The organism is Kushneria sp. EE4 (assembly GCF_977968315.1).
Map to the genome: position 1 here is coordinate 1,327,504 of NZ_OZ386212.1, position 14,249 is coordinate 1,341,752.

Consider the following 14,249-nt stretch of genomic DNA (forward strand, 5'->3'; position numbering starts at 1 on the left):
TCAGTCCAGATCGTAACCAAGGCTTTTCAGGGCGCGTGCGTCATCGGACCAGCCACGCTTGACCTTGACCCAGAGCTTGAGCATGACCTTGCAGTCAAAGGCCTTCTCCATTTCAAGGCGCGCTTCCTGGCCGATCTTTTTAATACGATCACCGCCTTCGCCGATCAGGATCTTTTTCTGACCGTCGCGCTCGACCAGCATCAGGGCATGGATATGAATGATGTGGCCTTCATCGCGAAACTGTTCGACTTCTACCGTCATCTGATAGGGCAGCTCATCGCCCAGCTGACGCATGACCTTTTCACGCACCAGCTCGGCGGCCAGAAAGCGCTGGCTGCGATCGGTGATCTGATCCTCGGGAAAGAAGTGAACGTTGTGCGGCAGATGTTTGGCAACTTCGGTTTCAAGCGCCTCAACGTTGGTGCCATGACGCGCCGACACCGGCACGATAGCGGCAAAGTTGCGACGTTTTTCAAGCTCGGCCAGCCATGCCATGAGCCTGCCTCGATCCTCGATCCAGTCTACCTTGTTGATGGCCACGATCACCGGCGCCTGAACATGGGAGAGCTTTTCCAGCACCACATCGTCTTCGTTGGTCCACTTCGTGCGATCCACGATAAAGACCACGCAGTCGATATCGCGCAGCGCCTGGGTGGCGGCCTGGTTCATGAAGGCGTTGATGGCCCGATTGCGGTCTTTTTGCATGATGTGAATACCGGGTGTATCCACATAGATGGTCTGCGTGTCGGCCTCGGTCTTGACGCCCATGACCTGATGCCGGGTGGTCTGCGGGCGCCGCGAGGTAATGGAAATCTTCTGACCCAGAATGCGATTCATCAGGGTTGATTTGCCCACGTTGGGGCGGCCGACAATGGCCACAAATCCACAGCGCGTGGACGCACCGGATTCGGGAGTGTCGTCCGTGGTGATATCGTTCATGAAATGCTCCACGTTAACGTGTGTCCGGTGTTGCGGGAATAGTGCATAAGGTGGCGGGCGGCATTGGGCAAGGCGTCATCGCCGCGCCGACTCGATCAACGCCAGCGCCTGCTCGGCCGCCTGCTGCTCGGCATGTCGACGGCTGGCACCGGTGCCTGTGGTCGGTGCCTTGAGTACCTCCACATGACAGCTGACCGTAAACTGCTGGGCGTGCGCCTCGCCTTCGATATTGAGCACCTCATAGCGCGGCAGTGGAATCTGGCGGGACTGAAGAAACTCCTGCAGGCGTGTCTTGGGATCCTTCTGGGTATCCTCGAGATTGAGCGCCTGCAGGCGCGCGTCATACCAGGCCAGCACGCAACGTCTGGCAGCGTTCATGTCACTATCAAGATAGATGGCGCCGATAATGGCTTCCACGGCGTCGGCAAGAATGGAGTCGCGCCGATGGCCGCCGCTTTTCATCTCTCCCGAGCCAAGCCGCAGAAACTGACCAAGCTCGAACTCACGCGCCAGCTCGGCCAGTGTCTCTCCCTTGACCAGACGCGCCCTGAGCCTTGAAAGCTGCCCTTCACGAGCCTGGGGAAAGCGCGAATAGAGCGCCTCGCCCACGACAAAATTGACGATGGAATCGCCCAGAAATTCCAGTCGCTCGTTGTTGGCACCGCCGTAACTGCGATGGGTCAGGGCAAGTTCAAGACGGGTCTTATCGTCAAAACGATAGCCGAGACGATCGCTGAGGATATTGAGGGAACTGCTCACGAGATAGTCGCTTTGTTCAATGAAACAGGCATAAATGATAACAGAAGCTGTCCTTCGACAGCTTCTGTCAGATGGGATTTTCCATCAGTATTTCCTGACGGAAAGGAAACGAGAGACGCTCAGTGCAGCAGTCTTGCCTTTGTAAAGTCCGGCAGACCGCTGTCCCAGTGCATCCAGACGGCAAAGGCACGCCCCACGATGTTTTCTTCCGGCACAAAGCCCCAGTAGCGGCTGTCGTTGGAGTCATCCCGGTTGTCGCCCATCATGAAGTAATGACCGGGCGGTACGGTGACTTCATTCATCTGAGGGCCCGGGGCATCAAGATTGTTGAAGATATGATGCTCAACCCCCTTGAGAGATTCTCTGTAAAGCGCCTGGGTGTCGTTGTCGCTGCCGCTGTCATCCAGCAGATCCTTTCGAACCGGCTGTCCGTTGATATAGAGCTGCTTGTCCTGATAGCGAATGCGATCCCCCGGCACGCCGATCACACGCTTGATGTAATTGACCGAGGTGTCGCCGGGAAAGCGAAACACCATGATATCGCCACGCTCCGGCTCGCCCGTGTCCAGAATTTTCGTATTGATCACGGGCAGACGCAGGCCATAGGAGAACTTGCTCACGGCGATGAAATCGCCAACGTCGAGCGTGGGCTCCATGGAGCGGGAAGGAATCTGGAACGGCTCGATAATAAACGAGCGCAGCACCAGAACGACCAGCAGCACCGGAAAAAAGGCTCTGGAATAATCCACATACCAGGGCTCCATTGGTGCGCCGGGCGCCGTGGTGCTGTGGGTCACTTCCCCAGGTGGCCGGCTGCCATCCGTGGAAGCCTTGCGTTTGCGACGCAGCACAGCGATATCCAGCAGCCAGATCGCCCCGGTAACAAGGACGGCTACCACCAGCAGAAGTGAAAAATCCATTACATGCTTTCCCGACTCACGGGAGCGAAGCCTGCGCTACGCTCAATCATTGACTTTTAGTACGGCCAAAAAGGCATCCTGCGGAATTTCTACCTTTCCGACCTGTTTCATGCGCTTTTTGCCCTGCTTTTGCTTGTCCAGCAGCTTGCGCTTTCTCGACACGTCACCGCCATAGCACTTGGCCGTGACGTTCTTGCGCAGCGCCTTGACGGTTGAACGCGCCACGACATGGCCGCCCAGAGCGGCCTGGATGGCCACATCAAACATCTGACGCGGAATCATCTCCTGCATGCGCTCAACCAGCGACCGGCCACGCTGATGCGCCTGATCACGATGAACGATGGTGGCCAGCGCATCGACCCGGTCGCCATTGATCAAAACATCAAGGCGTGCAAGCTTTGCCGCATCAAAGCGCTCGAAGCTGTAATCCAGCGAGGCATACCCTTTCGAGATCGACTTCAGGCGATCAAAGAAGTCCATGACCACCTCGCCCATCGGCAGCTCATAGACCAGCTGCATCTGACTGCCCAGCACCTGCATGTCGAGCTGCACGCCGCGGCGCACCACGCATTCGTTGATGACGTTACCGACATACTCCTGCGGCACCAGAATGTTGGCCCGCACGATCGGCTCGCGAATCTCGTTGACCGAGCCCATGTCCGGGAGCTTGGAGGGGTTGGAGACATACATGACCTCCCCATCTTCCATGGCAAGCTCATAGATAACGGTCGGCGCGGTGGTCAGCAGGTCAAGACCATACTCACGCTCGAGGCGCTCCTGAACGATCTCCATGTGCAGGGTGCCAAGAAAGCCGACGCGAAAACCAAAGCCCAGGGCATCGGAGTTTTCAGGAATGTAATCCAGCGAGGCATCGTTGAGCGCCAGTTTCTCAAGCGCGTCGCGGAAATCCTCGTAGTCGTCCGAGCTGATCGGGAACATGCCCGCATAGACCTGCGGCTTGACCTTTTGAAAGCCCGGCAGGCGCTCCACTTGAGGCGTTTTGGCATGGGTGATGGTGTCACCCACCGGTGCGCCGTGAATGTCCTTGATGCCGGCGATGATGTAACCCACCTCTCCGGCCCGCAGCATGCCGGTGCTTTTCTGGCGTGGAGTAAAGATGCCGATATCGCTGACTTCCCACTCGCGTCCGGTGGATTTCATCAGGATCTTGTCGCCCTTTTTAACGGTGCCGTCAAAAAGGCGAACCAGCGATACCACGCCCTGATAGTTGTCAAACCAGGAGTCGATGATCAGCGCCTGAGCGGGTTTGGTAATGTCGCCCTTGGGTGGCGGAATAAAGCTGACCAGCCGTTCGAGCAGTCCTTCCATGCCAAGCCCTGTCTTGGCCGACACCTGCGGGGCGTTGTCAGCCTCAAGCCCGATAATCTCCTCGATCTCGTGGCTTACCTTGTCGGGATCGGCCTGGGGCAGGTCCATCTTGTTGAGTACGGGCAGAACCTCAAGGCCCTGCTCGATGGCGGTATAGCAGTTGGCGACCGACTGCGCCTCGACGCCCTGCCCGGCATCTACCACCAGCAGCGCCCCTTCACAGGCATACAGCGAACGAGACACCTCATAGGAGAAGTCAACGTGGCCTGGCGTGTCGATGAAGTTGAGCTGATAGACCGTGCCATCCTCGGCCTTGTAATCCAGCGTGACCGACTGCGCCTTGATCGTGATCCCGCGCTCACGCTCGAGATCCATGGTATCGAGCACCTGTTCCTTGAGCTCGCGCTCGGTCAGCCCGCCGCAAATCTGAATGATACGATCCGCCAGCGTCGACTTCCCGTGATCAATGTGGGCAATGATCGAGAAGTTGCGGATGTGTTTCAGCGTCCCGTTGCTTGCGTCATTCGTCATTCGAGGTGATCACCTGTTAAAGCGCCGTGAGCCATGGCGCATCCGTGCCGTGTTGAATCCGTGCACTGACCATGGCCGAAAATGGGCGCATTGTAGCGTGTTGGCGAATCAGGTGATAGGCAATGCCTTGATGGACACCCTGAGGGCAATGCCGCACTCGCGATGAATGAAGGGGCCCGGACGGGCCCCTTCGATTGAACGAGTTGATCAACGCGTGCTCAGTCGCAATGGAACGAAAAGCGTGGCGCCATCACGATTGATACGCATGGGGACCGCCTTTTTATCGTCAAGCTGGCCAACCAGCTTGCGAAGCGTTGCAACCGAATCCATCGGCTGACCGGCAAGCTCAACGACCACATCGCCCGGTTGCAGGCCGGCACGAGCCGCGGGGCTGTCCTGTGCCACCTGCTGGACCAGCACACCGGCCTCGATACCCAGCTGCTGGCGCTGTTCGGCGCTCAGACCGGAGACCGCCAGACCGATGCTGTCACTGTCGGCCCGGGACACTTCACCGGTATCGCTGTCACTGTCGGGCCACTGTCCTACCGTGACCTTGATCGTCTGCTCGCGTCCGTCACGCTGTACATGCAGGTCGATACTGTCGTCCGGCGAGACGCGCCCGATCAGGCGTGGCAGCGCATCAGACGTATCGATATCGCTGTCACCGGCCCTGAGAATGATGTCACCGGAGCGCAGGCCCGATTTTTCCGCCGGGCTGTCCGGCGCCACCTCGGCAATCAGTGCCCCGCGTGCCCGGTCAAGACCAAAGGAGTCGGCCAGGTCTTCGGAGACGGGCTGAATAACAACGCCCAGCCAGCCGCGATCGACGCGTCCGTTGTCCTTGAGCTGATCGGCGATATCCATGGCAACGTTGATCGGAATGGCAAACGACACGCCCATGAAGCCGCCGCTTCGGGTAAATATCTGCGAATTGATGCCGACGACCTCCCCGTCCAGATTGAACAGCGGCCCGCCGGAGTTGCCCGGATTGATGGCCACATCGGTCTGGATAAAGGGCACATAGCTGTCGGTGGGGAGCGTGCGATTGATGGCACTGACGATGCCGGCCGTCACCGAGTGATCAAACCCGAAGGGAGAGCCGATGGCCGCCACCCATTCGCCGGTTTCAAGCCCGTCTGAATCGCCCATCCGGAGCGTGGGCAGATCATTGGCATCCACCTTGATCAACGCGATGTCCGTTTTCTGATCCTGACCAATGACATCGGCTGTCAGCTCACGACGATCGTTGAGTCGCACCGTCACCGTATCGGCCCCGTCAATGACATGCGCATTGGTGAGGATGTAGCCGTCATCACTGATGATAAAGCCGGATCCCAGCGAGCTTAGCGTCCTGCCTCCCCTCTGGTCAGGCATCCCGCCAAATCCCGGCGGCATCTGATCGCCAAAGAAGTGACGAAAGATATCGGGCAGCTGCTGATTGGGCCCCATCATGCCGGAGCGAGCGGCCGCCTCCCGCGTCGTTGAAATATTGACGACAGCAGGTGCGGCGCTTTTGACCAGGGCCGTAAAATCGGGCAGACCGTTTTTCTGCTCGGCGGCTCTGGCCGGCAGTGCCATGATCAGAGCAACTGTCATCAACAGCGTCAGCAGGGTCATGACCTGCCAGCAACGAGCGTTTGATCGCTCCGGACAGGTAGCGGTAACAGGGGCATCGGTGAAAGAGAAATCGGCCATCTTCGGACTCCGGATACTCTTATGGGCTAGGGCGGTAGCAGAGGCAGTAACCGGACAGAGACAAGGGCCCTGTCCGTCACCTCTATAGACTATTAAGGCTGGTTTAAGTTCTTGGTCCCGAGGTGTCATGGCCGCCATTTTCAAGTGCGAAGAGGCCACACGAGCATTCGGCACCGATTCAGGGAGATGTCACACCGCTATCGTTCTGGACATCACCGTCTGCACTTGTGCCATCACGCAGCTGGACCCGGGACACAACGCGGGTAAGCACTTCAGCCGGCATGGCCCCTACGGCAATGACCTGCCAGGGCTTGCCGTCATGCTGGAGACGACGCGCGGCTGCCCGAAAGTTGCCCAGCTGGTGCACGCCTTCGCGCAGTGCCGTATCGTCCTTGACCGGGCCGGCAAAGAGACTCATGGCGGCCAGACCATCACTGTAGATTTCGCGCTCAAGCCTTGCGCCCTCAAGTGTGACGTCAAGCTCTGCCGGCTGGCGGTAAAATCCCTGCGGCAGCCAGTCCGGATGCCAGGACGCTTCAGGCATCGCATCACTGACGGGGTCCTGCAGATAAAGCGTGTCGCTTGAGCGCACCAGAGAGTCGATACGTACAATCTGTACGGTATCAACGGCATGACCCTGCGCATTTAACAGCTGCTGGCGAAGCGGCAGACCGCTGGCCACATCCAGCCATAGCCGATGTGGAAAACGCTGATTATCGCGAGGCGTAATATCGAGTACGACCGCCTTGCGACCGGCCACAATATCCCGGGCGATCAGGCTGAAATCGTAGTGATCCTGAAGCTGGTCAACCGTGTCGTCGATGGAGGCCAGATGGGGAGAACTTCCCGAACGCCCTGTCCACCACAGCCCGGGCGGATGCCCCTTGTGCTCGATGGTTTCGGCAGGGCCATCCAGAAACTGAATGCGCTCCTGCTCCTTGCCATCATCAATACGGTGTTCAAACAAAAAGGTACGAAGCGACCCCATGCCCAGCCGCAGCGCCACCGCCTGGAAGGCATGACAGCGTTCGGCCATGAGACTGCGCTTGAACCATTGCTCGCCCTTGTCCCCTATCTTCTGGTCGAGCTGATCACAGGCGATCTGCGCCCGGCCTTCGCCGCGCATCTCCTCGGCGTCAGCCTGGGCGACAAACAGGGGAGAAAACAGCACCGCTCCCATCAAAGAAGCACAAAACCACTGTCGCATTGCTTGAAGGCCCGCCTTACTCACCGCTGGCAGGTGCCAGCCCCTGCATGTTCGCCATCCAGACATTGCTGCGATAGCCTGCCTGTTCGACATGTCGGTTCAGATAATCCTGAAGCACTTCGACCTGCTGATGATCGTTGCGTGCCGCGTCTTCTTCACCGGGCGCCATGAACCAGGACGTCTGGGCGCCGATGGGCATGACGTTGCCACCCTCCTCACCACCGGTACCGCGAAATGCCGCCAGCGAAGCCATCGAACCATCGCCGCCGACCATGGCGCCTCCCCCGTCGATGACCGCATCGCGTGATGCCAGAGTACTTCCACCGCCGCCGGGAACGCTTTCAACGCCCGTATTGGCTCGATAGACCTGTACACCGGTCATGACCATCAGACTGACGGCTGCCGCAATGGCAGCGCTGCCCATAAAGGAAAACGGTGCCGTACGCCGATGCGTTTCCTGGCCCGCGACGCCATCTTCCATGTGTTCCTGGTCCAGGCGCGCCCGGATAGAGGCAGACAGGTCGGTCGACACGTCGATGGCGCCATCGCGCTGCATGATGCTGCGCATGAGATGATAGCGACGCCAGGTATCGGCCTCTTCACCAGCATCGTCAGACAGCGATTTCAGTACACGTCGAGTCTCGAACTCGCTGCACTCGCCGTCCATCAATGCCGAAAGGGATTCCCGTACTTTCTGATTCATACCCAGACACCCTCAAACCCGTCGTGACGCATCGTCACGGTATGGTAGACAGTCCAAAACCGATTAAGTTTTACCCATGATTCACATCTCACCGTCATGCGCGCCTCTTCATGGGTCGATCTCGTCTCAATGTCATTGCTCATGCACCATGTCATCTTCCTGTTCCGGATAAAGCAGCGGCCTGATTCGATTGTCCACGGCCTCTCTGGCCCGAAAGATACGTGACCGCACGGTCCCGACCGGGCACTGCATGATGCTGGCAATGTCTTCATAGGAGAGTCCATCGAACTCTCGAAGCGTAATCGCCGTTCGCAGATCCTCGGGCAGGTTTTCGATGGCCTCAAATACTGCCTTTTCAAGCTGATCACGCGCGATGGCAGACTCGGGCGTATCGATATCCGCCAGCCGCCCGCTTTGATCCAGCACTTCTGCATCGCTGATATCCATATCGCTGTTGGGCGGACGACGCCCGCGAGCGACGAGATAGTTTTTCGCGGTGTTGATCGCGATGCGATACATCCAGGTATAGAAAGCGCTCTCATTGCGAAAGCGTCCCAGTGCCCGATAGGCCTTGATAAAGGCTTCCTGCGCGACATCATGTACTTCTGCCTGGTCGTGCACATAGCGACCCACAAGACCGATCACCTTGTGCTGATACTTGCGTATCAAAAGGTCAAAGGCCTGGTTGTCCCCTTTCTGTGCCCGCTCGACCAGCTGATGATCCGTTTCCTTCAACCCCATTCGCGATCCCCCGCAACGACAGGGTTCAAACCTTTCGAACCTGTCTTTTCAGGCCCTTCAGGAAAGTAACAAACAATTAAAATCATAGTGATAACCTGAAAGCTCCGGGCCTTGATCCATGGCGTTAGTGTTCCCCTTTATCGACGCCTCATCAAGTCGACATCAATCCACCGGACACGAACCTCCCGAAAACTGTAAAGTATTGAGACCGCGAAAAAGCGTCAGGGTTCCATGGTAGTATTCTCTGCCAGCCGCGTATCATGCAGGTCCCACTTCGTTTCGATTTCCAAGCACTGCCGGATAGCACGCTCATGTCACAGCAACAGGTCAATAATCTAAACGTTCTCTCTCAGGACGTGCTCGTCACGCCCGAGGCGCTCAAGCGCGAGATTCCCCTGTCGGAGGAAGCCGAAAGCACCGTGATCGAGAGTCGTCGCACGATCGAACGCATTCTCAGCGGTGAAGACCCTCGCCTGCTGGTCGTCATCGGCCCCTGCTCCATTCATGACACAAAAGCCGCCCAGGACTATGCCCGCCGTCTCAAGGCGCTGGCAGAGCGCGTGAGTGACTCACTGTTTATCGTCATGCGCGTCTATTTCGAAAAACCGCGTACCACGACGGGATGGAAGGGGCTGATCAACGACCCGCACCTCAACGACTCCTTCGACATCCAGAACGGGCTGCACCTGGCCCGCAGTCTGCTTGTGGAGCTCTGCGAAATGGGACTGCCGCTGGCCACCGAGGCACTGGATCCGATTTCGCCCCAGTACCTGCAGGACTGCATCAGCTGGTCGGCCATCGGCGCACGTACCACCGAATCACAGACCCACCGCGAAATGGCCTCTGGCCTGTCAGGACCGGTCGGCTTCAAAAACGGGACCGATGGCAGTCTGGATGTTGCCATGAACGCACTGTGCTCGGTCGCCTCGCCGCACAACTTTTTGGGTATCGATCAGCAGGGCCAGGTGGCCGTCATTCGTACGCGCGGCAACGCCAATGCCCATGTGGTACTGCGTGGCGGCAACGGCAAGCCCAACTACGACAGCGTCAGTGTTGCTCTTGCCGAAAAGGAGCTGGAGAAGGCAGGGCTCAAGACCAACATCATGGTGGACTGCTCTCACGCCAACTCCAACAAGGACCCGGCCCTGCAACCCCTGGTCGTTGAAAACATCACCCAGCAGATCATGGAAGGCAACACCTCCATCATGGGGCTGATGATCGAATCCCACATCCACTGGGGTGCCCAGAAGCTGACCAGCGATCTGTCACAGCTTGAGTACGGCGTCTCGATCACGGACGCCTGTATCGACTGGGAGACCACCGAGACACTGCTGCTGGATATCAACGACAGGCTGCGCGAGCCGCTGGCGGCGCGAAAGCGCTAGATCGACCGATTCAAGGCAACCTGCCTCGATAAAAAAACCCGGCCATCACGGCCGGGTTTTTTATGCGCTGCGTTGTCAGGAGGCAAGCGTTGCAGGCGCCGCCACCCCTTCAATTTCACGACGAAACGGCGGCAGCGAATCCAGCAGCGCCCGACCATAACGACGCGTCAGAACGCGCCGATCCAGCAGCGTAATACGGCCGCTGTCGACTTCCTTGCGAATCAATCGTCCACAGGCCTGCACCAGCTTGATGGACGCATCCGGTACGGAAATCTTCATGAAGGGATTGCCGCCTTGGGATTCGATCCACTCTGCAAGCGTTGCCCCCACCGGGTCGTCGGGAACGGCAAAAGGCAGCCGCGTGATCACCACATGCGTCAGATAATCGCCCGGCAGATCGATGCCCTCGGCAAAGCTTGCCAGCCCCAGAATGATGCTGCCGCGCCCCTCATCGACGCGCTTTCGATGCCGCTCGATCAGTTCGCGTCGTGGCATGTCATCCTGAGAAAGCGTGCGCGCTGCCGTATCTTCTTCAAGGCTTGCCGTGACGGCACGCAGCTGCTTGCGCGACGAAAAGAGCACCAGCGCTGCCTCATCCGTACCAAGCTTTTCGATGAAATCCACAATGGCGCTTTCATGTGCATCACGATCAGCGGGGTCAACGGCCTCACGCGGCACCGACAGCACCGCCCGTGAGTAATCGAACGGGCTCGGCAGGATCTGATAGCGATAGCGATTGGCAAGACCTGCTCGCTCCTGCAGACGATCAAATCGTCCCAGCGCCGTCAGCGTGGCCGACGTTAGTACCGCGCCGTGGCAGCTGCCCCACAGATAGCGGGCCAGTGTTTCGGCGGCGCTGACAGGGCTTGCCGAAAAGGTCAGCTCTGCCTCGCCCGAGCGCTGCTCGAACGTCAGCCAGCGCGCCTGAGGGGGTGCATCCTCGACTTCTTCGGCCCCAAAGGCCTGCCACAGCGCATGCGCCTCGAGCGCGCGACCATGTACCAGCGCAATCAGCGGCAGCCAGGCCTCGGCCTGTTCACGGGCAAGACCGGTCGACTTGTCCGGATCGAGACTTTCGCGAAGGATATCGCTAATGGTTTCCAGATGCCGCGACAGTTCGGCAAAGGGTGTGATCAGCTGCTGGGCCAGATCACGAAAGGCCGCCGGCAGCCGACCCATCGCAAAGCGATAGTGCAATCGCTCATTGTCCTCAGGCGTACGTTCAGCCAGTGGCTGCGCCAGTCGAAAGGCGTCGCCGAGCCGCGGCTCAATGCCGGCCAAAAGCTCCGGGAACTGCCCCAGCAAGCGAGCAATCGTGTGCTGTGCGCCCAGACCCGTGGTGAGATCCGTCAGCGATTTCTTGAGCTGGCCGAGCCAGCGCATCGACGCGTTGACGCCCTGACGATGATAGAAGTGCTCCAGCGCCTTGTCCGGCAGATGGTGCGCCTCGTCAAAGACGTAGATCGTGTCCTTTGGATTGGGCAGTACAACGCCCCCGCCCAGCGATAGATCGGCCAGCACCAGATCGTGGTTGGCAACGATGATGTCGGCCTCGTCCATGCCACGCCGGGCACGGAAGAAGGCACAGGCGCCGAAGTGGCCGCAGCGTCGATTGGTACACTGGCGGTGGTCTACCGTCAGGCGGCGCCACTGGGGGTCGGCAATGGTCTGTGGCCAGCTGTCACGATCACCCTGCCACTCGCCGCTGCCATAGGCCTCGGCAAGTTCGCGGGCCAGCTCGCCGATATCTTCCTGAGTATTGACCAGACTCTGCTCGAAAAGCGACATGGTGGGGTTTTCTTCTGCCCCCTCCATCAGCTGATCGAGTTTGGCCACACACACATAGCGCCCGCGCCCCTTGGCCAGTGCGTATTCAAAATCGAGCCCGCTGCTGGCCTTGAGCATCGGCAGATCCTGGTGCAGCACCTGCTCCTGCAGCGCCACGGTGGCGGTCGATATCACCAGGCGCTTGCCCTGCGCTTTCGCAATCGGTAGCGCAGAGAGCAGATAGGCCAGCGTCTTGCCGGTGCCGGTACCGGCCTCCAGCACACAGACATGCTCCTGACTGACGCGCTTGCCCTGCTCGTCGGTTTTGATATCGCCAAGCGTGCGGGCAATTTCAGCCATCATCAGACGCTGCCCGTAGCGGGGTTTGAGCGAGCGCGCCTCGATCACGCGTCGGTAGGCGCTTTGAATATCGCGTTTAAGCGCATCGTCAAGCACTGTGCTTCTCCGCCTTGTCGTGCACGGCGTGGTCAGTCATCGCTGAGAAGATTGGCCGGCGGCTGCTGACAGGGGAGTCGATCCTTGATGTAGGTTTCGATTTCCGGCAGTGCATAGCCGTCCTCTTCCCCGACAAGGCTGATCGAAGTGCCCTGTGCGCCGGCACGCCCGGTGCGTCCGATACGATGCACGTAATCTTCCGGATCATCGGGTAGCGTGTAGTTGACCACATGGCTGATATCGTTGATGTGGATACCGCGACCGGCCACGTCGGTGGCAACCAGCACGGCGACCTTGCCTTCACGAAAGCGCTCGAGCGTGCTGACCCGCGTTTTCTGTGGCACATCGCCCGAGAGCATGGCGACATTGATGCCGGCCTTGCGCAAACGATCATCCAGCTTGCGTACCAGATCACGTCGGTTGGCAAACACCATCACACGCTCCAGCTTTTCCCGCTCGATCAGGCGCCTGAGGATGGTGAACTTTTCAGCGTCGCTGACGAGATAGACCCGCTGGTCGATGTTGGCCGCCGCGCTGGCATCGACTTCGATCTCGACATGCGCCGGCTCATGCGTCCACTGGCTGGCCAGGTTGAGGATGTCCTGGGTGAAGGTGGCCGAGAACAGGAATGTCTGGCGCTCGCTGGTCTTGGGCGTGGCACGAATGATGCGCTTGACATCCGGAATGAAGCCCATCGACAGCATGCGATCGGCCTCATCGAGCACCAGCACTTCAACCTGGGAGAGATCGGCATCACGCTTTTGATGGAAGTCGAGCAGACGTCCGGGTGTGGCCACCAGAATGTCCAGCGGCTTTTCAAGCTTCTGGCGCTGCTTTTGATAATCCATGCCGCCAACGGCGCTGGCCACCTTCAGCGAGGTGTGGGTCATCAATGCGCGCGCGTCCTTTTCGATCTGCATGGCCAGCTCGCGTGTCGGCGCGATGATCAGAGCACGTGGCGCGCCCGGCTTTTGGCCGTCCGGTGCCGGCTCTTCCAGAAAGTAGGCCAGAATCGAGATCAAAAAGGCGGCCGTCTTGCCGGTGCCCGTCTGCGCCTTGCCGACCACATCGCCGCCCAGCAGCGTGTGGCGCAGCGCTTCGGCCTGGATCGGGGTGCAGTAGTGGAAGCCCTGCTCGGCAATGGCCTGCATCAGGGGCATCGGCAGATTGAAATCCTGAAAACGCCATTTCCCTGCCACGGCGGGAACTTCCGGCAAGGCGTTTTGGGCTTCACCGCCCGATGCCTGACTGTCCTGTACGCTACCGGTCTGCGCGTTGTTGCGGGACTGGCTGCGCCGGGGCTTGCGACGGCGACGCTTGGGCCGACGATTGGCATTGGCAGGAGCCTCCGCCGACGTCTGTGCCGGCTGAGAGTTTTCCGACTCACTCATATGCTGCGATCACTTTGGCTTGAGATGAATAGACAAGATAACGACTCATTGTATCAGCACCATTGACTCAGTTGTGCATCAACCGTGTCCGGTGCAAGCCAGCGCGCGTGCAAATTGTTAAACTGTACCCCACTGCAGCACACTGCTTCAGGCGAGACACGAGAGGTTTTTATGACCCGTCAAAAGAAGACGCGCTCGCTGGCCGACAAGGTGACCATCCGTACCGGCAAGCGCAAGGATTACCGCCGCTGGCGCCACGACAACCCCGACCAGCTACAGTCCACACCGCGATTTGCGGCCAAAAAGCGTAGCCAGCGCAAGAGTCAGGCCGCCAGCAAGCTGGACCGCCAGCGCCGTGAGGCCACGACCCTGCCGCTGCATCGACACGATGACAATGCCCCATCCGATTCATCACAAGACAGCTGA

Annotated in this window: 12 protein-coding genes; 2 read left to right on the forward strand and 10 right to left on the reverse strand. The window is 59.1% G+C overall.

The window, feature by feature from the left end; genetic code table 11:
* From era to rpoE, 8 genes are all read right to left on the reverse strand, one after another.
* The gene (gene era / locus ACXMYO_RS06130) at positions 1-939 is read right to left on the reverse strand and encodes a GTPase Era (RefSeq protein ID WP_457808121.1); all 939 of its coding nucleotides are present in this window, start codon (positions 937-939) and stop codon (positions 1-3) included.
* 75 nt (positions 940-1,014) lie between these two features.
* Entirely contained in the window at positions 1,015-1,698 is a 684-nt protein-coding gene (gene rnc, locus ACXMYO_RS06135; RefSeq protein ID WP_438767477.1) for a ribonuclease III, read from the reverse strand.
* 119 nt (positions 1,699-1,817) lie between these two features.
* Entirely contained in the window at positions 1,818-2,618 is an 801-nt protein-coding gene (gene lepB / locus ACXMYO_RS06140; protein WP_457808122.1) for a signal peptidase I, read from the reverse strand.
* A gap of 42 nt (positions 2,619-2,660) precedes the next feature.
* Positions 2,661-4,478 carry a translation elongation factor 4 gene (gene lepA, locus ACXMYO_RS06145; RefSeq protein ID WP_115853050.1) on the reverse strand — a complete coding sequence of 606 codons (1,818 nt, stop codon included), beginning with the start codon at positions 4,476-4,478 and terminating at the stop codon, positions 2,661-2,663.
* Between the two features lie 207 nt (positions 4,479-4,685).
* On the reverse strand, positions 4,686-6,095 hold the full coding sequence (locus ACXMYO_RS06150; protein WP_457809476.1) for a DegQ family serine endoprotease: 1,410 nt from the start codon (positions 6,093-6,095) through the stop codon (positions 4,686-4,688).
* 256 nt (positions 6,096-6,351) lie between these two features.
* Entirely contained in the window at positions 6,352-7,344 is a 993-nt protein-coding gene (locus ACXMYO_RS06155; protein ID WP_438767482.1) for a MucB/RseB C-terminal domain-containing protein, read from the reverse strand.
* A gap of 52 nt (positions 7,345-7,396) precedes the next feature.
* A complete protein-coding gene (locus tag ACXMYO_RS06160; protein WP_457808123.1) occupies positions 7,397-8,083 on the reverse strand; it encodes a sigma-E factor negative regulatory protein in 687 nt (228 codons plus the stop codon).
* A 132-nt stretch (positions 8,084-8,215) separates the two neighbouring features.
* Positions 8,216-8,824: an RNA polymerase sigma factor RpoE gene (gene rpoE, locus ACXMYO_RS06165; RefSeq protein WP_438767485.1), complete on the reverse strand. Its 609-nt coding sequence runs from the start codon at positions 8,822-8,824 to the stop codon at positions 8,216-8,218.
* 311 nt (positions 8,825-9,135) lie between these two features.
* Between rpoE and ACXMYO_RS06170 the strand changes: the two genes are divergently transcribed.
* Complete coding sequence (locus ACXMYO_RS06170) at positions 9,136-10,209, forward strand: 3-deoxy-7-phosphoheptulonate synthase (RefSeq protein WP_438767487.1); 1,074 nt, start codon at positions 9,136-9,138, stop codon at positions 10,207-10,209.
* A 75-nt stretch (positions 10,210-10,284) separates the two neighbouring features.
* Here the strand turns inward: ACXMYO_RS06170 and dinG are convergent, their stop codons facing one another.
* The gene (gene dinG / locus ACXMYO_RS06175; protein WP_457808124.1) at positions 10,285-12,432 is read right to left on the reverse strand and encodes an ATP-dependent DNA helicase DinG; all 2,148 of its coding nucleotides are present in this window, start codon (positions 12,430-12,432) and stop codon (positions 10,285-10,287) included.
* 32 nt (positions 12,433-12,464) lie between these two features.
* On the reverse strand, positions 12,465-13,823 hold the full coding sequence (locus ACXMYO_RS06180; RefSeq protein ID WP_438767491.1) for a DEAD/DEAH box helicase: 1,359 nt from the start codon (positions 13,821-13,823) through the stop codon (positions 12,465-12,467).
* 171 nt (positions 13,824-13,994) lie between these two features.
* Here ACXMYO_RS06180 and ACXMYO_RS06185 point away from each other — a divergent pair, with 171 nt between their 5' ends.
* A complete protein-coding gene (locus ACXMYO_RS06185; protein ID WP_438767493.1) occupies positions 13,995-14,249 on the forward strand; it encodes a hypothetical protein in 255 nt (84 codons plus the stop codon).